Origin of the sequence: Methylocystis parvus OBBP, assembly GCF_027571405.1 — a bacterium.
GTDB classification, from domain to species: domain Bacteria; phylum Pseudomonadota; class Alphaproteobacteria; order Rhizobiales; family Beijerinckiaceae; genus Methylocystis; species Methylocystis parva.
The window spans coordinates 2,946,539-2,965,011 of record NZ_CP092968.1 but is presented as its reverse complement, the minus strand read 5'-3'; the positions used below and the strand labels follow the sequence as shown (position 1 = coordinate 2,965,011).

Annotated in this window: 20 protein-coding genes; 6 read left to right on the top strand and 14 right to left on the bottom strand. The window is 65.3% G+C overall.

The window, feature by feature from the left end; translation table 11 throughout:
• Positions 1-7: 7 nt before the first annotated feature.
• The 5 genes from pstS to MMG94_RS14415 form a co-directional block, all read right to left on the bottom strand.
• Positions 8-1,051, bottom strand: a complete 1,044-nt coding sequence (gene pstS, locus MMG94_RS14435) for a phosphate ABC transporter substrate-binding protein PstS (RefSeq protein WP_016921717.1) — start codon at positions 1,049-1,051, stop codon at positions 8-10.
• 136 nt (positions 1,052-1,187) lie between these two features.
• Complete coding sequence (locus MMG94_RS14430; protein ID WP_016921718.1) at positions 1,188-2,258, bottom strand: ATP-binding protein; 1,071 nt, start codon at positions 2,256-2,258, stop codon at positions 1,188-1,190.
• A 25-nt stretch (positions 2,259-2,283) separates the two neighbouring features.
• Positions 2,284-3,348 carry a lysylphosphatidylglycerol synthase domain-containing protein gene (locus tag MMG94_RS14425; protein ID WP_016921719.1) on the bottom strand — a complete coding sequence of 355 codons (1,065 nt, stop codon included), beginning with the start codon at positions 3,346-3,348 and terminating at the stop codon, positions 2,284-2,286.
• A gap of 138 nt (positions 3,349-3,486) precedes the next feature.
• On the bottom strand, positions 3,487-5,055 hold the full coding sequence (locus MMG94_RS14420; RefSeq protein WP_051001175.1) for a Y-family DNA polymerase: 1,569 nt from the start codon (positions 5,053-5,055) through the stop codon (positions 3,487-3,489).
• Positions 4,979-5,827 (bottom strand): ImuA family protein, encoded by an 849-nt coding sequence (locus MMG94_RS14415; protein ID WP_016921721.1) that lies wholly within the window; start codon positions 5,825-5,827, stop codon positions 4,979-4,981. Before MMG94_RS14415 ends, MMG94_RS14420 begins: the two co-directional genes overlap by 77 nt.
• 169 nt (positions 5,828-5,996) lie before the next feature.
• Between MMG94_RS14415 and MMG94_RS14410 the strand changes: the two genes are divergently transcribed.
• Positions 5,997-6,344, top strand: a complete 348-nt coding sequence (locus tag MMG94_RS14410; RefSeq protein ID WP_020372486.1) for a four-helix bundle copper-binding protein — start codon at positions 5,997-5,999, stop codon at positions 6,342-6,344.
• 201 nt (positions 6,345-6,545) lie between these two features.
• On the opposite strand, the gene MMG94_RS14405 is transcribed toward MMG94_RS14410, so the two are convergent.
• From MMG94_RS14405 to fabA, 5 genes are all read right to left on the bottom strand, one after another.
• Positions 6,546-6,866, bottom strand: a complete 321-nt coding sequence (locus MMG94_RS14405; protein ID WP_016921724.1) for a c-type cytochrome — start codon at positions 6,864-6,866, stop codon at positions 6,546-6,548.
• A 75-nt stretch (positions 6,867-6,941) separates the two neighbouring features.
• Positions 6,942-7,751 (bottom strand): enoyl-ACP reductase FabI, encoded by an 810-nt coding sequence (gene fabI / locus MMG94_RS14400; protein ID WP_026016512.1) that lies wholly within the window; start codon positions 7,749-7,751, stop codon positions 6,942-6,944.
• 39 nt (positions 7,752-7,790) lie between these two features.
• Positions 7,791-8,180 carry a hypothetical protein gene (locus MMG94_RS14395; protein WP_016921726.1) on the bottom strand — a complete coding sequence of 130 codons (390 nt, stop codon included), beginning with the start codon at positions 8,178-8,180 and terminating at the stop codon, positions 7,791-7,793.
• Positions 8,180-9,403 (bottom strand): beta-ketoacyl-ACP synthase I, encoded by a 1,224-nt coding sequence (fabB, locus tag MMG94_RS14390; protein WP_016921727.1) that lies wholly within the window; start codon positions 9,401-9,403, stop codon positions 8,180-8,182. Before fabB ends, MMG94_RS14395 begins: the two co-directional genes overlap by 1 nt.
• Before the next feature lie 206 nt (positions 9,404-9,609).
• Positions 9,610-10,116, bottom strand: a complete 507-nt coding sequence (gene fabA / locus MMG94_RS14385; protein ID WP_016921728.1) for a 3-hydroxyacyl-[acyl-carrier-protein] dehydratase FabA — start codon at positions 10,114-10,116, stop codon at positions 9,610-9,612.
• Between the two features lie 352 nt (positions 10,117-10,468).
• On the opposite strand from fabA, the gene irrA reads away from it, so the two are divergent.
• From irrA to MMG94_RS14370, 3 genes are all read left to right on the top strand, one after another.
• Positions 10,469-10,855: an iron response transcriptional regulator IrrA gene (gene irrA / locus MMG94_RS14380; protein WP_026016513.1), complete on the top strand. Its 387-nt coding sequence runs from the start codon at positions 10,469-10,471 to the stop codon at positions 10,853-10,855.
• 146 nt (positions 10,856-11,001) lie between these two features.
• Complete coding sequence (locus MMG94_RS14375; protein ID WP_016921731.1) at positions 11,002-11,985, top strand: sensor histidine kinase; 984 nt, start codon at positions 11,002-11,004, stop codon at positions 11,983-11,985.
• Positions 11,982-12,338: a response regulator gene (locus MMG94_RS14370; RefSeq protein WP_016921732.1), complete on the top strand. Its 357-nt coding sequence runs from the start codon at positions 11,982-11,984 to the stop codon at positions 12,336-12,338. Before MMG94_RS14375 ends, MMG94_RS14370 begins: the two co-directional genes overlap by 4 nt.
• Before the next feature lie 6 nt (positions 12,339-12,344).
• On the opposite strand, the gene MMG94_RS14365 is transcribed toward MMG94_RS14370, so the two are convergent.
• Positions 12,345-12,875, bottom strand: a complete 531-nt coding sequence (locus MMG94_RS14365; protein ID WP_016921733.1) for an SH3 domain-containing protein — start codon at positions 12,873-12,875, stop codon at positions 12,345-12,347.
• Positions 12,876-13,126: 251 nt separating this feature from the next.
• Between MMG94_RS14365 and MMG94_RS14360 the strand changes: the two genes are divergently transcribed.
• A complete protein-coding gene (locus tag MMG94_RS14360; protein ID WP_016921734.1) occupies positions 13,127-14,122 on the top strand; it encodes a 2-hydroxyacid dehydrogenase in 996 nt (331 codons plus the stop codon).
• Between the two features lie 208 nt (positions 14,123-14,330).
• Positions 14,331-14,834: an META domain-containing protein gene (locus MMG94_RS14355; RefSeq protein WP_016921735.1), complete on the top strand. Its 504-nt coding sequence runs from the start codon at positions 14,331-14,333 to the stop codon at positions 14,832-14,834.
• 98 nt (positions 14,835-14,932) lie between these two features.
• On the opposite strand, the gene MMG94_RS14350 is transcribed toward MMG94_RS14355, so the two are convergent.
• From MMG94_RS14350 to hisS, 3 genes are all read right to left on the bottom strand, one after another.
• Entirely contained in the window at positions 14,933-15,754 is an 822-nt protein-coding gene (locus tag MMG94_RS14350; RefSeq protein WP_016921736.1) for a universal stress protein, read from the bottom strand.
• A gap of 241 nt (positions 15,755-15,995) precedes the next feature.
• A complete protein-coding gene (locus tag MMG94_RS14345; protein WP_016922197.1) occupies positions 15,996-16,817 on the bottom strand; it encodes an IS5 family transposase in 822 nt (273 codons plus the stop codon).
• 98 nt (positions 16,818-16,915) lie between these two features.
• Complete coding sequence (hisS, locus tag MMG94_RS14340; protein WP_016922017.1) at positions 16,916-18,418, bottom strand: histidine--tRNA ligase; 1,503 nt, start codon at positions 18,416-18,418, stop codon at positions 16,916-16,918.
• Positions 18,419-18,473: the final 55 nt, after the last annotated feature.

The following is an 18,473-nucleotide window of genomic DNA, read 5'->3' as shown; positions in this document are numbered from 1 at the left end:
CTGCGGCTTAATGCGCGAGCGGCTTTCCGTCGGCGCCCTTCACATTCGCCCAGCTCTTCTTGATGAGCTCGACGACCGGCTTGGGCATCGGGATATAGTCCAGCTCCTCGGCCTGCTTGGCGCCCTTGTCGAAGGCCCAGCCAAAGAATTTCAGCGCTTCCGCGGCGGCGGCCTCGTCCTTCGGGTCCTTCGGCAGAAGGATGAAGGTCGCGGCGGAGATCGGCCAGGACTTGGCGCCCGGCTCGTTGGTGATGATCTGGTAGAAGCCCGGCGCCTTCGCCCAATCGGCGCTGGCGGCGGCGGACTGGAAGCTCTCCAGGCCCGGCGCGACGACCTTGCCGGCGGCGTTCACGAGCTTCGTGTGCGTCAGCTTGTTCTGCTTGGCGTAGGCATATTCGACATAGCCGATCGCGCCCTTGGTGTTGGACACGTTGTTGGCGACGCCTTCATTGCCCTTGGCGCCGATGCCGGCCGGCCATTCGACGGCCGACTCTTCGCCGACCTTGCTCTTCCAGTCCGCGGAGACCTTGGAGAGATAGTTGGTGAAGTTGAAGGTCGTGCCCGATCCGTCCGAACGGTGAACGACGACGATCGGCGTGGCGGAAAGCTTGGCCTTCGGATTCAGCTTCTTGATCGCCGCGTCGTCCCAGCTCTTGATGTCCCCGAGGAAGATCTTGGCGACGGTCGGGCCGTCGAGAACGAGATCGCCGGGCGCGACGCCGTCGAGATTGACGACCATCACGATGCCGCCGATGACCTGCGGCCACTGCACCAGGCTGCCGGCGTCGAGTTCGTCCGCCTTCAGCGGCTTGTCGGAGGCGCCGAAGGTGACGGTGCGGGCCTTGATCTGCTTGATGCCGCCGCCGGAGCCGATCGACTGGTAATTGAGGCCGTTGCCGGTTTCCGCCTTATAGGTCTCCGCCCATTTGGCGTAGATCGGATAGGGGAAGGTGGCGCCGGCGCCAGAAATGTCCAGGGCGAGCGCGGCGCCGGCCATAGCTGCGACGGCGGCGGTCGCGATGGCGGCGCGCGTCAAAATCTTGGAGATCATTTGATGATCGCTTTCAGCTCGAGAACCAATCGAGAGGCGCGCAGCGCCTGCTCCGCTTCGTTCTTAGCGACGCGGCAACAGAGTTTTGTGACGTTTATGTTACAATTTTATGACTATAATAACTGCAAATATTCAACTACTTACTAGCATGTTGCAGAGCGGCGTCGACGGCGGGGAGCGTTACGCGGAACAGTGATCCCGCCCCCAATCCGGACTCGATGCCGAGCCTTCCGCGATGGCGAAGGACGATGTGCTTGACGATCGCGAGCCCGAGCCCCGTCCCGCCTTTCGCGCGGCTCTTGCCGGCGTCGACGCGATAGAAGCGCTCGGTCAGGCGCGGAATATGCTCCTGCGCCACGCCCGGCCCATGGTCGCGCACGGAGAAGACGGCGTAGACGCCCTTTCGCGCCAGATTGAGTTCGATGGGACGGGGCGCGCCTTCGCATCGGCCGTATTTGATCGCGTTCTCGACGAGATTTTCGACGATGCGCGCAAGTTCGTCGCGATCGCCGGGGACGATGACGTTGGGTTCGAGATCGAGCGCGAGCGGAATGTCGTTTTCCTCGGCCATCGGCGTGAGCGTGTCGACGATATGCGCGACGAGCATGGTGAAATCGACGCTCTCGGCCGGCCGCACATGCATATGCTGTTCGATGCGCGAGAGCGACAGCAGATCGTCGACGAGACGCGCCATGCGCTGCGCCTGTTCGCGCATGATGCTCAGAAATCTGTCTCGCGCCGCGGGATCGTTCTTCGCCGGCCCCTGCAGGGTCTCGACGAAGCCGAGAAGCGACGCGAGCGGGGTGCGCAATTCATGGCTGGCGTTGGCGACGAAATCGACGCGCATGCGCTCGACGCGATGCGCCTCGGTGAGATCGCGCATGCTGATCATCGCCGCCGTCTCATAGCCCGCGAAGTGGATGGGCGCGATATGCGCTTCGAACCAGCGCTCGAGCGGCAGACGCTCGACCCATGACGCCTTTTCCGCCTTGCCGCCGGCGAGGACGCGCATGGCGGCGTCGAGCATGTCGGGCGAGCGGAGGCTGCGGGAAAGAGGCTCGCCGATGCGCAGCGTCGGCGCCAGCGCGCGCGCCGCGCCGTTGAAGGCGAGCGCATGGGTCTCGGCGTCGATGACGAAGACTGGCTCCGGAAAGGCGTCGATAACCGGGCCGAGCTTATCTTCGGCGGGCCATTTTTTCGGCGGCATTGCGTTTGGCTTTCAGGTCAATCGCTCAAGGCGCGCGTTCTTCAATGATGCGCGCGACCGCTTCGCGCAAGGCGCCCCAGCGGCGCGCGCCTTCGTCTGCGCCGAGCACCGCCAGGGCGACGATGAAGGGCAGGAAGTAATAAATGACGCGGAACAGAAGAAGCGAGGCCAGCACGCTTTCCTGCGACGCGCCCGGCAGCGCGTGCAGCATGGTGGCCTCGAAGACGCCGATGCCGCCCGGCGCGTGACTCACCACGCCGAGGCTGCAGGCGAAGACATAGACGGCGAGAAAGGCCGTGAAGTCGAGATGCACGCCCTGCGGCAGCAGCATGTAAAGCGCCGCCGCCGCCGCGCAGATGTCGACGGCGCCGACGATCACTTGCGCGATCGTCGATCCGACGCCCGGCATCTCCAGCACATGGCCGCGAAGACGGATATGGCGCGGCTCCAGCGCGACCCAGGCCCCATAGCCCGCGACGCCGGCGAGAATGAGAACGCCGAGCGCCATATGCATCGCGACGGGAAGACCATCGAGCGCGGCGAGGGATTCCGCTCCCTTCACCAGCGCGAAGCCGATGACCGTCGTCATGCCCAGCCAGAAGGTGACCCCGGTGATGACCGTGATGTTTGCGACCTGCAGCGCGGTCATCTGCACGCGGGAATAGATCCAGTAGCGTATCGCGGCGCCGGTGACGACCGGAAAGCCGAGATTGAAGGACAGCGCGAAACTCGCGAAAGACGCCAGCGCCGTGATGCGATAGGGCGCGTGATGACGGATCTGGCGCAAGGCGGCGAAGTCGTAGCCCGTCAGCGCGACATAGGAGATCGTCACGCAGAAGAGCGCGGCGAGGATCTGGGCGCCGCTCGTCGCCTTCAGCGCCTCAACAAGATCCGCGTAACGGATATTGGAGAGAACGCCGGCGAGGATATAGGCGGCGACGCCGAAAAGCGCGAGACTTGCGAGCGCTCCGAAAATATGGACGGCGCCATGCGGCAGTCGGTCTTGCAAGGTCTCGAAAAAGCTTTTGCGCCTGATGACGGCTGGCAGGCCGGGCTGTGAAGAGATAGCGAGGTCCTCGTCTTTTCGCATCTGCCGCTCGCGTGAAGGGCGAAGCCCGGTCGTGCGACCGGCGCCGCCAAACGACTTCGTCTGGAAAACATGACGTCAAGATGACGCGCGGACGCTTTGTAGCTTGGGAGCGCCTGTCGATGAGTCAAGACGCGGCTTTCAGGAAAGACCGTGGACGAACCAGCGCGGCGCTTGCGTCTCCTGTGCATAAAGCCCTTCGCGGAAAAGCCAGAAGAGCCGGCCGTCCCTGTCCTGCGCGTGGAAATAATCCCGGGTGAGGCCGTCCCGCGCCTCGCCCCACCAGGGCGGCGCGAGGCGCTCCGGCCCCTCATAGGCGACGACGTCATGCAGCACGCGCCGCCAGCGGAAGCGCAAGGGCGGGCCGTCGGGAAAAAGGGCGATCGTTTCGATAGGCTCCGGGCGCTCGAAGAGCCGCAGCGGCCGCACCGCCTCCTGCGGCGGGAAGCTTTGCGGCGGGCCGAACGCGGCCGGAACGGCGGCGACGGCGAATTCGGGGAGATGCGCCTCCTGCGCATGGAGCCGCCGCACCCGGCGAAGGCCGAGCCGCGCGCCGAGCCTGTCGAGAAGATCGGCGAAATCGGCGTCATTCGCCTCCCCACGAAAATCCGTCCGTGAATTGGAGACGGCGAACGCCGTCTGCGGCGGCGGCGCGGTTTCGACTTCGCGCGCGCAAAGGCGCAGCACGTCGAAGCCATAGCCGGTGTCGAGCCCCTCTTCCGCTATCGCCGCGAGCCGCTCGATGAGCAGCGCGGCGAGGCGGGCGGGATCGCGCAAGGGCCGGCTCGTCCCGGCCGCAATGCGCTTCACGGCGCCGTCGACGCGGTAGAAGACGGCCTCAAGCCGCCGCGCGCCGACGCCCGCGCGCTCGAGCATGGGGCAAAGACCGGCGGCGAGGCGCTCGAGCGTCGCCTCGAGATCGGCCTGCTGCGTCAGCCCGTCCGGAAAGCGGCGTTCGGCGATGAAGGCCGGGGCCTCGAAACGGGGGGTTATGGGGTCGCGTATCCGGCAGGTCAGCGCGTCGAGCCGAGTCAGCGCCTCGCGACCGAAACGGGCGGCGAGCGGCGCGCGGGGGCGCGAGAGAAGATCGCCGACGGAACGGAGCCCGGCGCGGCGCATGCCGGCGCGCGTTTCCGCCGCCACGCCCAGCGCGTCGATGGGCAAGCCCGCGGCGAGCGCGTCCAATTCGTCCTGCGCCGCCGCCTCCGCGACGCGCCTCACATTGGAAAAGCGCGCCAGCGCGCGGGCGAGCGCGGGTCCCGGGGCCAGCGCGGCGCGGGCGGAAAAACCGAGGCGCCGCAGCCGGGTTTCGATGTCGTCGAGAAGCGCGGCCTCGCCGCCGAAGAGATGCGCCGCGCCCGTCACGTCGAGCATCAGCCCGTCCGGCGGATCAGGCGCGGCGAGCGGCGTGAAGCGGCGGCTCCAATCGGCGAGGGCTTCAATGAGCGCGGCGTCGGCTTGCGGGTCGGCCTCGGCGAGCGCCAGCGTCGGACAGCGGGCGCGGGCGTCAACGACCGCGAGGCCGGGGACGAGTCCGAGCTTTTGGGCGCACGCGTCGACGGCCGTGAGCCGCTCCGCCCCCTTCACGCGGGCGTAAAGGGCCAGAGCCGCGCGCTCCGAACCTTTGGAAGTTTCAGGCGCGGCGCCGTTCAGGCTCCGCAACAACCGGTCGGTCGGAAGCCTCGGCAGGAAGACGCTTAGAAAACGCATGACGGAACGCTGCTTTTTCAGGATCGAAGACGATGTCGCGCCATTGCGACGGATCGATTTCGCCAAAGAGGCCGGCGCGGGCCTTCAAGACCCGCAGCCGCCAGCGGAAGGGAGCGAAGGGCAAAAGCGGCGGCCGGACGCTTCGAGACGCCTGCCGCGCAGGTTCCTCGGCATGGGAGCGCATGTGCGGCGGCGCGGCGGCGATCTCCGCGCGCAGCTCCGCGGCGCTGGAGAAACGCGCCGCCTCGCTCCCCTGCGGCGCGAGCAGGCCCAGCGTCCCGCCCCGCCGCGCCGCGAGCAGAAGGCGGCGCGAGGCGGCGAGATCGTAAAGCCGGGGATCGACCGCGCTTTCGGCGACGACGGCCGCGCAGGCGGGGCTTCTCAGCGCCTCCTCCATGGCCCAGAGCGTCTCGCGCGGCCGGCGCGCGCGCACGAGCGCGAAGCGGGAAAGATCGAGCCCCGCCCCCGCGAGACCCCGCCCATAAGGCAGGCCGAACTCCCCGGCGCCGAAATCCTCTACAATGAAGACCATCGCCCCGCCGCCCCGCGCCGCCCGGGCGCGCAGCGCCATGGCCAGAGCGAAGGCCGCGGCTGCGGGAACGTCCGGCGGGCGGGCGGAAAAGATTTCGGCGAGCCCCCCGCATCCTGCGAAAAGCGCATCGAGAAAACCGCTCCCCGCCGCACGCGGACGCGCCGCGCCGTCCCGCGCCTCGATCGCGGCGATCCGGCGACGCAAAAAGCCGATGCGTTCCGATAAGCCGCCCTGCGACATCGGTTCCCGAATTCCTAATTTTGCGAGAGGCGCCTGGGCGCGTGTTCGATATTTGTTCTCACAGCCGAAAGAGTCAAGCAAAAGAGTCCGCCGCCGGGTCGGGGTTGATCCGCACGAGAGGCGGCCTAGCTGCCCGGAAGCCGGGGGACGCGAACCACGGGGAAAAGCGATGCACATGATGTCGAGCGAGATGCAGCGCTGCATCGACGAATGTCTGCGCTGCTATCAGATGTGTTTCGGAATGGCGATGACGCATTGCCTCGAAAAGGGCGGCGACCATGTGAAGCCTCCGCATTTTCGCGCCATGATCGCCTGCGGCGAGATGTGCCGCGACGCCGCCGGCATGATGCTGATGAAGGCCCCGCGCGCCGCCGATTTCTGCCGTCTCTGCGCCGATGTCTGCGAGGATTGCGCAAAGGAATGCGATCCGATCCCCGACATGAAGGACTGCGCCGCTGAATGCCGCCGCTGCGCGGAGGAATGCCGCAAGATGAGCGGACGTAAGATGGCGGCGTGACGCCTTCTCGCCGCTCATCTCTGTATGCAGAATTGCGCGGCGATTATCGTTCCCATAATATTCCGTAGCGGTTACACTGCGCGTAACCGCGCGGAGATGCAAAGCGAAGTCGCACAGGACGGCTCCATCGCTTCGATCCAGTTGAGGATCGAACGCATCGAAAAACGCCTGAACCTCGTAGGCGGTTGAAGACAGACGGCCCTATTTCTTCCTCAACCCCAAAATATGCGCCGTCGCCTTGTCGATCTCGTCGGCCCCGAGGATGAAATCCGGCATGTTCTTGTGCGAAGAGCGCAGGAAGACCTTGATCGACAGCTCCGTCGTCGAGGGCATTTTCGCCACATCGACGAAGCGCGGCGCCTTGGGGTCCGGGCTCTTGGCGTTGGGGTCGGCGTCGACCGCATGGCAGGTCGCGCAAACGCCTTCTATGAGCCCCGTCCCGGAGCCTGAACTGGCGCTCTCCGCCACACCCGGCGCGGCGCCGGAAAGGAAAATGAACATCGAGAAAAGCGCGCGTTTCATTTATCCTCTCCTCTCATCTTTTCTTTTCACGCCTTCCGTCGCCGAACCGGTTTCCACTTCGGCGGGAAGCGCGATTCACTCGCCCCCGTTCAAATCCTCCGGGCGCGGCTGCAGCATGATATTGTAGCCGGCGTCGACGAGATGGATCTCGCCGGTCACGCCGCCGGAAAGCTCGGACAAGAAGTAGAGAGCCGAGCCGCCGATTTCATCCAGCGTGATCATTCGCCGCAGCGGGCAGTGCTGCTTCTGAAAGGCGCCCATCGCCCGCGCGCCGGTGATGCCGGCGCCGGCCATTGTGCGCACCGGTCCGGGCGACAGCGCGTTGACGCGAATGCCGCGATCGCCGAAATCCGCCGCGAGATAGCGCACGGAGGAATCGAGCGCCGCCTTGGCGACGCCCATGACATTGTAATTCGGCATGACATGCGTGCCACCGCCGAAGCTCACCGTCACCATGGAGCCGCCGTCCTTCATCATCGCCGCGGCGCGCTTTGCGGCCTCCGTGAAGGAGAAGCAGGAAATGACCATGGTGCGGATGAAATTCTCGCGCGACGTGTCGGCGTAGAGGCCCTTCAATTCGCTCTTGTCGGAATAGGCGATGGAATGGACGAGGAAGTCCATCTCGCCCCATTCCTCCTTGAGGCGCGCGAAAACGGCGTCGACGGTGGAGATGTCCTCGGCGTCACAGGGGAGCACGAGATTGGAGCCCATCTCCTCGGCGAGCGGTTTCACGCGCTTGCCCAGCGCCTCGCCCTGATAGGTGAAGGCGAGCTGCGCGCCATGGCGGGCCAGCACGCGCGCAATTCCGTAGGCGATCGAATGATCGTTCGCGACGCCCATCACGAGCCCGCGCTTACCCTGCATCAAACTGGAAGAAACCGTCATCTAGCGTTTGTCCTCACGCAATGGAAAAAGCCGCCCGGCCTATTTTCCGGGCGCTTTGCGGGGCTGGTAATCCCCCTCGAAATCACAGGCCACGCCGTGCCAGGCGAGACAGCCCTTCTCTTTCACCGAAAGCGACTCGCCGCTGCGCTTCGCCCTCACGACGCATTTGTCCGAAGCGCCGAAAGGCTCCTTGGGTCGCATGACGAGCGCGCCGTTGCGGACGACGCCGCGCCCATCGAGCTTGCCCTCGCAGCCCCGGTTCGAGACGTCGAATTTGACGCCATAGCGCCCGTCCGGCGATTTCTCGACATCGAGGAACTGATGGCCGTCTTCGTCGCCGACGAGATACTTTCCTTGAAACGCGGAACTCGCCGCCGGGGTCGCGAGAACGAGCCCGGCGACGGCAAATCGCAAGGCGCGTTTTTTCATCAGGCGTCTGGATGCTTGAAGATCAGCGTGGCGTTGGTGCCGCCGAAGCCGAAGGAGTTCGACAGCACGGCGCCGAGCTTCACATTGTCGCGGCGCTCGCGCATGATCGGCATGTCGGCGAAATCCGGATCAAGCTCCTCGATATTGGCGCTCTCGCAGATGAAGCCGTTCTGCATCATCAGCAGCGAATAGATCGCCTCCTGCACGCCGGTGGCGCCGAGCGAATGGCCGGTGAGCGATTTGGTGGCGGCGATGGGCGGGCATTTGTCGCCCGTTCCGAAGACGACGCGCAGCGCCTCGATCTCCTTGGCGTCGCCGACCGGCGTCGCGGTGGCGTGCGGATTGATGTAGTCGATCGGGCATTTCACGGTGGCGAGCGCCTGCTGCATGCAGCGCACCGCGCCTTCGCCCGAGGGCGCGACCATGTCATGGCCGTCGGAGGTCGCGCCATAGCCGGCGACTTCGGCGTAGATCTTCGCGCCGCGGGCCTTGGCGTGCTCATATTCCTCGAGCACCAGCACGCCCGCGCCGCCCGCGATCACGAAGCCGTCGCGATTCTTGTCATAGGCGCGCGAGGCCGTCGCCGGGCGGTCATTATAGGAAGAGGACATGGCGCCCATCGCGTCGAAGAGGACGGAGAGCTCCCATTCCAGCTCCTCGCAGCCGCCGGCGAAAATCATGTCCTGCTTGCCGTACTGGATCAGCTCATAGGCGTTGCCGATGCAGTGGTTCGACGTCGCGCAGGCGGAAGAGATGGAATAGTTCACGCCCTTGATCTTGAACCAGACGGCCAGCGTCGCCGAAGCCGTCGACGACATGCATTTCGGCACGGCGAAGGGGCCGACGCGCTTGGGGCCCTTTGTGCGGGTGATGTCCGCCGACTCGACGAGCGTATGGGTGGAGGGTCCGCCCGAGCCCATGATGATGCCGGTGCGCTCATTGGAGATTTCCGCCTCGGTGAGGCCGGCGTCGCGGATCGCCTGATCCATGGCGACATGGTTCCAGGCCGTGCCGGTCGCGTGAAAGCGCATGGCGCGCCGGTCGACGACCGTCGCGGGGTCGAGCGTCGGCAGGCCGTAGACCTGCGAGCGGAAGCCGAGTTCGGCGTATTTCTCCGACCGCACGATGCCGGGCTTCGCCTCGCGCAGCGAGGCGAGCACTTCCTGCGTCGTATTGCCGATCGACGACACGATGCCCATGCCGGTGACGACGACTCGTCTCATCTTTCTCTCCCCTGGCGGCGGCCCTCGCCGCTTCGCATGCCGGGCGGTTTTCCTCGCCCTTCGAGACGGCGGCTGCGCCGCCTCCTCAGGATGAGGAAAACCGCCCGGCGCCGTCTACCCTATCCAGAACCTCATCCTGAGGAGCGAGCGAAGCTCGCGTCTCGAAGGATGCGGCTGCCGTACTTTATTCTGCCATTCCGTCCCGCTCACGCCGGCGCGAGGCAGACTTTGAGGTCCTTGGCCTCGTATATGCGCTCGCCATCCGCCGCGACCCAGCCGTCGGCGAGGCCGATCACCAGCTTGCCGGTGCGCACGCGGGTGAAATCGATGCCATAGGTCACGAGCTTGGTGTGCGGGCGCACCTGACCCGAGAATTTCACCTCGCCGACGCCGAGCGCCATGCCGCGGCCGGGATTGCCCAGCCAGGCGATGTAAAAGCCGACCATCTGCCACAGCGCGTCGAGGCCGAGGCAGCCGGGCATGACGGGATTGCCCTTGAAATGGCAGTCGAAGAACCAGAGGCTCGGCTTCACGTCGAGCTCGGCGCGCATATAGCCCTTGCCATGGGCGCCGCCCTCTTCGAAAATTTCGGTGATGCGGTCGAACATCAGCATCGGCGGCAGGGGCAATTGCGCATTGCCGGGGCCGAACAGCTCCTCGCGTCCGCAGGCCAACAAATCCTCATAGCCGAATGACGAGCGTCTCTCGCTCATGTGCGTTAAGCCTCCGCTGGAGCTTGTCGACAAGCCCTGTTCCCCACCCTGCGCGATTTCCTCGTCGAGAGGCGCGCCGCCCGCTTGTTATGCCCCGGCTTCACGCCGTCTGGGCGAAGCCGGCTCTTATGGGCGGACGATCCGTAACATAGCCAAAGGCGCGCCGGAAGCGCCTGCTTCCCGCCGGCTTCGGGGCCGCCGCGGCGCAGAAAGCCGCGCGGGAAGTTGAGGTTTCCGCGGTTTTTTGGTATTGGTCAAAGAAATTCTGGGTGTCATGAGCCGCCGAAACATGGACGCTTTCGCCAACCGACCGCTCTTGCCGGACTTTCCGGAGCGCAAATCCGTCCACGACATGTTGACGGCGGCGGGGCTGCGCCCGACCCGCCAGCGTCTCGCGCTGGGCGAATTACTCTTTCAGGGTTACGACCGCCATGTGACGGCCGAGCGCCTTTATGACGAAGCGGTGGCCGCCAATCTCTCGGTCTCCCTCGCCACGGTCTACAATACGCTGCATCAGTTCACGGACGCCGGGCTGCTGCGTGAGATCGCGGTCGACGGCGCGCGGGTCTATTTCGACACCAATGTCAGCGCCCATCACCATTTCCTGATCGAGGAGGACGGCGAGCTTCACGACATTCCCGGCTCCAAGGTCGCGGTCATGGACCTGCCGACGCCGCCCAAGGGGATGCGGATCGATCGCGTCGACGTCGTCGTCCGGCTGCGGCGGGACGAGGGCTAGGCCTGCCCGACAAACGCGCCGCGACCCGCCTTGACGGCTCGTCGGGCGACGCCACTTCCCTTGTTTAAGAACCCAAGCCCGCGCGCGACGCCGAGGAGCGGGAACGGATTCTTTTGCGGCTTTCGCGGAAAAGACGGGGTGACGCGATGGGCCTGCCGCCTGCGCATGCAGAACCGGAAATCAGCTATGCGCAGTTCAAAGCGCTCGCCAACTCGATCCCGAATCTGGCCTGGATGGCGCGGCCCGACGGCTGGGTCCTCTGGTACAACAGACGTTGGTACGAATATACGGGGACGACGCCGGAAGAGATGGCCGGCTGGGGCTGGCAATCGGTGCACCATCCCGACGTGCTCCCCAAAATGCTTGAACGCTGGATATACGCCATCGAGCGCGGCGAATCCTTCGAGATGACCTTCCCGCTGCGCGGGAAAGACGGGGCGTACAGACCGTTCCTGACGCGCATCCAGCCGCTTCGGGAAAACGGCTCCATCGTCGGCTGGTACGGCTCGAACACCGACGTCACCGAACAGGAGCGCGATCGCGAAAGATTGCAGCTTCTCGTCAACGAACTCAATCACCGGGTCAAGAATACGCTCGCGACGATTCACTCCATCGCCGCGCATTCCTTGCGCGAGATGAAGCCCGACGCCGCCGAGCTTTTCGAAAACCGACTCCTCGCCCTCGCCGCCGTGCACGACATTCTCACAAGTGAGAGCTGGACGCGCGCCAAGATCGTCGAACTGGTCCGGACGGCGATCGCCCCGGCGGGCGCAGCCAATTTCGACGTCGACGGACCCGAGGTCGATCTCTCGCCCAGCGTCGCCGCCGCGCTCGCCATGACCCTGCATGAACTCTGCACCAACGCCGTTAAATTCGGCTCCCTCTCCGGAGACGGGCGGGTCGCGATAAGCTGGCGCGTCGATTTCTGCGCCATCGCGCCGCGCCTAATTTTTTCATGGCTGGAGACGGGCGGCCCCGCCGTCGCGGCGCCGAGCCGGAAGGGTTTCGGAACGCGGCTGATCGAACGCACGCTCGCCGCCGACGCCGGCGGCGCGGTGCGGCTCGATTATGCGCCGCAGGGATTGCGCTGCGACATCCATGTTCCCCTTTGCGCAGAGGTGCTGAAATGACTCCCCGCGTCCTGATCGTCGAAGACGAGGCGGTGATCGCCATGGCCCTGGAGCTTTTTCTGGAGGAGCTGGCCTGCGAGGTCGTCGGCGTCGCGGGGAATGTCCAGCAGGCGCTGGAGCTGGCGGCGACAGGCGATTTCGATCTCGCTTTTCTCGACGTCAATCTCAATGGACAGAAAGCCCATGTCCTGCCGGGCGTGCTCGAAAGACGAAAGAAGCCTTTCGCCTTCGTGACCGGCTATGGCGCGCACGGCGTTCTGGCCGCGCATGCGGCGGCGCCGGTGGTGACCAAGCCCTTCAGCAAGGCCATGCTGGCGAGCTGCCTCGAGCAACTCAAGTCGCGCCTGCCGTAAGGGCGCCTACTCCACTTTTTCGCCGGGATAGACGCCCCAGAGATTTTCCTGCGGCATATAGCCGTCGAAGCCTTGCCCCGCGAGGCGGCACCATTTGCCGTCGCAGCCGCGCAGACTTCCGATCACCCCCGGGCCGAGCTTGGCGACCGGGGTCGCATGGTCCGGGGCGACGAGCGTTTGCGGCTCCTTCTTCCAGGGCGCGACGAGGGCGGTCCGTCGTCCCGAAAGGAGCGAATGCAGCACCCAGCCTTCGGAGCCCTCCGAATCGCGAATCTTCCGCCAGGTCTCGAATTCGGCGGTGATTTCCACAGGCAGGCCGGCGCGCTGATAGATCCAGACCGTGGGATGCTCCTTGCTCGGCCCCTCGCGGACGTTCACGCGGTCGGATTTGAGGCTGACATATCGCGGAATGGGCAAATTGCTCACCGGCCCCTTTTGTGGCTCCTGCGCCGTGGCGGCCGTGGCGGCCAGAAGAAGGGCAAGAAGGCCGAGACTCGCGCACAAGCCCGTCGAATTTTCGCTTTCCCGTCGCCGCATGATGGAGTCGATCGCTCGTCTTGTCTTTGGCCCGTCATCTGCTAGGAACGAAAATGCAGCAACGGTGGCATCGTCTTTATGTCGCTTGCCGTCGTTAAGACCGGGTTGAAGGCGAGCGGATCGCCGCGTCGCTTGCGCAATTTTCTCGCCCCTGGCCGGCGGGAGTGTCGCGGTCTAGATGGGTTGTAACGGGTTTTTCGAGTTTTCGCTACGCAGCAAAAACCGAGCGAGCCGGGAGGACGAAGCGCAACATGCCGAAAAAGAAGCCGCTCGTTGTCGTGACGCGCCGCCTGCCGGAAGTGATCGAGACCCGCATGTGCGAGCTCTTCGACACCCGGCTCAATGAGAGCGACAAGCCGCTCACGCCTGAAGAGCTGGCGGAGGCGATGCGCACCGCCGAGGTGCTGGTGCCGACCATCACCGACAGGATCGATTCGCACCTCATCGCGCAGGCCGGCGAGCAGATGAAGCTCATCGCCAATTTCGGCAATGGCGTCGACAATATCGACGTCGCGTCCGCCCTCGGCCGCTCCGTCACTGTGACCAACACGCCCGGCGTGCTGACGGAAGACACGGCCGACATGACGATGGCGCTGATCCTCTCGGTGGCGCGCCGGCTCGTCGAGGGCGCGCGGGCGATCCCGGAGGGCACATGGGCCGGATGGTCGCCGACCTGGATGCTCGGCCACCGCATCACCGGCAAGCGCCTTGGCATCGTCGGCATGGGCCGCATCGGCCAGGCGCTGGCGCGCCGCGCCAAGGCCTTCGGCCTCTCCATCCACTATCACAATCGCCGCCGCGCGCCCGTCGAAATCGAAGAGGGCCTCGAGGCGACCTATTGGGAGTCGCTCGACCAGATGCTGGCGCGCGTCGACATCGTGTCGATCCACTGCCCGCATACGCCGGCGACCTATCACCTTCTCTCGGCGCGCCGGCTGAAGCATCTGCGCCCGCACGCCATTCTCGTGAACACCGCGCGCGGCGAGATCGTGGACGAGAACGCCCTGGTGCGCATGCTGGAGGCGAACGAGATTTCGGGCGCCGGCCTCGACGTTTTCGAGCACGAGCCCGCCGTTTCGCCCAAGCTTTTGAAGCTCGCGCAAGCCGGCAAGGTGACGCTGCTCCCCCATATGGGTTCGGCCACGATCGAGGGCCGCGTCGACATGGGCGAAAAGGTCATCATCAACATCAAGACCTTCATGGACGGCCACCGGCCGCCGGACCGCGTGCTGCCCAGCATGTTGTGATTGCGGCGGTTGGGCTTTAGCTTCCCGGTTCCCGCGCGCCGCGCCGCGATTCGGGCTGTTTTGCGCGCAATCGACAGCGCCCCCGGCGCGCGCAGCGAAAAAGCCGGAAGCGGTCTTTCGCATCGAGCGGGCGCAGGATGCTAAAGGCGCTGGATACTAAAAAGGAATCACGCGGGCTGAACAGGCGGCGTGATCTGGGAGGACGCCAATGAACAAATTCTTTTCGATCCTCGCTTGCGCCCTTTGCGCGGCGATGATCGCCGGCCCGGCCGACGCCAAGAAGCGCGCCAAGCCCGCCGAGGAAGGCCAGCAGGGTCAGGAACAGCAGCAAGGCGGCGAGGCCGCCGGCAACAAGGATACGGGCGGCATTCCGCGCTACGTGCCTTTCCCGCACAACCGCAATTTCAATCTCGTCGAGATCAACGGCAAGGCGCCGCCGGTCGAGATGTGGATCAATATCGATTCGACGGGACGCGCCAACGGCTTTTCCGGCTGCAAGAACTGGTCGGGCGTCTTCATCATCGGCCCGGACCGCCTCGGCCCCCGCGCCATGCCGGCGGTCAATGAGCGCGGCTGCGACGGCGCCCTGGCGGGCATGGAGCGCGACTACTGGAACGTGCTGCTCTCCGGCCCCTATTGGGACGTGAAAGGCGACGAGTTGACCCTCAAGGGCTTCAAGGGCGGCGTTCTGAAGTTCCAGCGGGCGTTGTAACGCCCAACCCCGTCATTACGAGGAGTGAAACGACGAAGCAATCCAGAGCCACATCGCAGCCTTGGATTGCTTCGCTACGCTCGCAATGACGGCCGTCCTTACTTCGCCGGCACGGCGTAAACCGGGCAGGGCGCGCCCCGGAGCACGCGCTCGGTCGTCGAGCCTCGCAGCGCGTCGAGCAGGCCGCGGCGCCCTTGCGTCGGCATGGCGATGAGATCGGCGCCGATTTCCGTCGCATAAGATAGGATCGTCTCGACCGGCGCCCCTTTGCGCAATTCGATATGCGGCAGGAGGCCGTCGAAGATCGGCAGATCGTCCCCGACATGCAGCAGCATGATATCGGCGGCCGGGTTGAGCGCATGGGCGAAATCGGCGATGTGCCGGAAGGCGTCGAGCGGCGGCACGCTCGCCTCGACCGGCATCAGCACCGTGTCGAGCTTCACCTTGCCCGTCTCGCGATCGATGAAGCCGGTCTGATCCTCGCGCAGAAAAAGCGCCGGCGCGCGCGTCTCGCGCACCGCTTCCTCGGCGACCGACTCCTCGAGCCAGCGCTCGAGCCCAGAACGGTTATGCGTCATCAGCACCATCAGGTCGCCGAGATGCTTCGTGACATAGGCCGCGACGCCCTGCACGGGCGAGGCCGACTCCACCGTGGCCTTCACGAATTGGACGCCGAGCTTTTCCGCGACCTCGGCGCGCGAGGCGGCCGGTTCGATCATGCGCCAGCGCGCCAGCATCTCCCGCACATGCGGAAAGCGGTCCCAGTCGTCCGTCTCCTGCTGCTCGGCCGCCTCTATGTGCAAGAGATGCAGCACGCCCTGCGTCGCGACGGCGATGCGCAGCGCATGGGCGAAGGCCTCCTGGCTGGCGAAGGAGAGGTCCGTCGGATGAACGATGGATTTGGGCGGCTCGCCGATCATTGCGCATCTCCCTTTGTTCTTCGGGCTAAACCTATATCGGCGAGGGGAGCGCGCCTAGACCGGCGTTGTCGCAGGCAGGGCGATCGGGCGAAGGACGACAATCCTCGCCCTCATGCTGAGGAACCGCCGAAGGCGGTGTCTCGAAGCACGAAGGCGAGTTCCAAAGTTCGGGAAATGAAGGTCTCCTCTCCTTCGAGACGCGAGCTTCGCTCGCTCCTCAGAGTCCGTTTGAGAATTGATTTCAGTGCGCGATCCTGCGCAAGAGGAGTCCACCGAGAGCGACGTGGATCATGGCCTTGGAGACGTCGATGCGCTTTTCGTAATCGCGCACGAGGCGTCGCCAGCGGGTCATCCAGCCAAAGGTTCGCTCAACCACCCAGCGTCGCGGCAGGACTTTGAAGCCTGGATCGGCGTCGATGCGCTTCACGATCTCGACGACGAAGTCCTTGAACGCCGCCTTATCCATGAGTTTCCTTCGATCATAGGCGCCGTCGGCGAATAGATGTTTGATCCACGGCCAGCGCTTACGAATGGCGTCGAGAACCTGCTGCGCGCCCGCGGAGTCGGAAATATCCGCCGTCGTCAGATTGACCATGAGCAGCCGTCCGTCCGTGTCCACGGCGATGTGGCGTTTGCGCCCGTTGATCTTCTTGCCGGCGTCGTAGCCTCGGGTTTTCGCGGCGGGCGCTTTCACCGACTGACTATCGATGACGCCTGCCGAAGGGCTCGCCTCGCGGCCCGCGCGCTCGCGGTCGATCATCAGAGCCACGTCATGGATCGTCTCGAAAAGAAAGCGGCGCATGAAGCGACGAAACCACCAGTAAACGGTCTGCCAAGGCGGAAAGTCCTTCGGCAGCATGCGCCAGCCGCAGCCGGCGCGAGCGATGTAGCGGATGGCGTTCAAAACCTCGCGCAACTCCACAGAGGGCTTTCGTCCTCGCCGCGCTGGCGACGGAAGAAACGCCTCGACGCGCGTCCACTCCTCGTCGGTCAAATCTGTCGGATACCGCTTGGTTTGCTTTTCAATGGCGGCCATCTTGGCGCGATTCGCTCGGGTCCACATCCCGTGCTTGAATCACGCCAGCGACAAGCCTTCAACCATTCTCAAACGGACTCTCAGGATGAGGAGACCTTCACCCGATCCCCAGTGTCGCAGATTCGTCAGCCCTGCTCGCGCTGCGCCGCCAGCGCCTTTCTCACCTCTTCGACCAGCTCGCTCTCCGGCGCGGAAAATTGCGCGGGGCGCGCGGCCTTCCATTCCTCATTGGTCGCGATGCCGGCGGCCGCCTTTGCGCCGGCGACGAGGTCCTTGATCTGAACTTCGCCTTTCGCCTTTTCGTCCGAGCCCTGAATGATCGCGAGCGGCGCGCGGCGCCGGTCGGCATATTTCATCTGCGCCTTCATGCCCGCCGCGCCGAGATAAAGTTCGGCGGCGACGCCGGCGACGCGAAGCTGCCCGACCATGCGCTGATAATCGGCGAGCCGGTCCTTATCGAGCGCCAGCACGACGACTGGTCCGACATGCGGCTGCGCCGTGACGATGGGGCTGCCGACGAGCTTTAGCGCCGCGAAGAGTCGCGACACGCCGATGGAGAAGCCGGTCGCGGGCGTATTCTCCGGCCGGAAACGTCCGACGAGTCCGTCATAACGGCCGCCGCCGCCGACCGAACCGAAGCGCACCGGATGGCCCTTCTCGTCACGCGTCTCGAAGGTCAGATCGGCCTCGAAGACGGGGCCTGTATAATATTCGAGCCCGCGCACGACCGAAGGGTCGATGCGGATGCGGTCCGGCCCATAGCCGGCGTCGCGCGCGAGATCCTCGATTTCGAGAAGCTCCTCCGCGCCCTGCGCGCCGACGTCGCTCTTACCCAGCAGGCCGAACAGATCGAATTGCGGCTTGCCGTCTTTATACTGCCCGCCAAGGCTGAAGGAGAGAATGGTGTCGATCGCCGGCAAGGGCAGGCCCGCGCCTTTCGTGAAGTCGCCGCTCTCATCCTTGCGGCCCTCGCCCAGGAGCTGGCGCACGCCGTCCGGCCCGAGCCGGTCGAGCTTGTCGATGGCCCGCAGAACGACGAGGCGGCGCCCGGCGTTCTCCTCGCCGCCGACGCCGATCGCCTCCATCACGCCGTCCAGAACCTTGCGGCTGTTGATCTTGATGACGTAATCGCCGCGCGCCACGCCGAGCTTCTCGAGCGCGTCGGCGGCCATCATGCAGATCTCGGCGTCGGCGGCGGGCGAAGCGGAGCCCACCGTATCGGCGTCGAACTGCATGAACTGGCGGAAGCGCCCCGGCCCCGGTTTCTCGTTGCGGAACACCGGGCCGCAGCGATAGGAGCGGTAGGGCTTCGGGATGCGGTCGAAATTCTGCGCCACATAGCGCGCGAGCGGCGCGGTGAGGTCGTAACGCAGCGACAGCCACTGCTCGTCATCGTCCTGAAGGGAGAAGACGCCCTCGTTCGGCCGGTCCTGATCGGGCAGGAACTTGCCGAGCGCGTCGGTATATTCGAAGGCGGGGGTTTCGAGCGCCTCGAAGCCGTAAAGCTCATAGACCGAGCGGATGACGTCGAGCATGCGGTTCGTCGCCGCGATCTCGCCCGCCTCGCGATCCGCGAAACCGCGCGGGCTGCGGGCTTCAACCTTAAGTGTGGAATCTTGTTTGGACATCGACAGACTGCTTCCAGCGAGCGCTCCCACTCGGGAGTCGCCCCCTCCCGCGCGG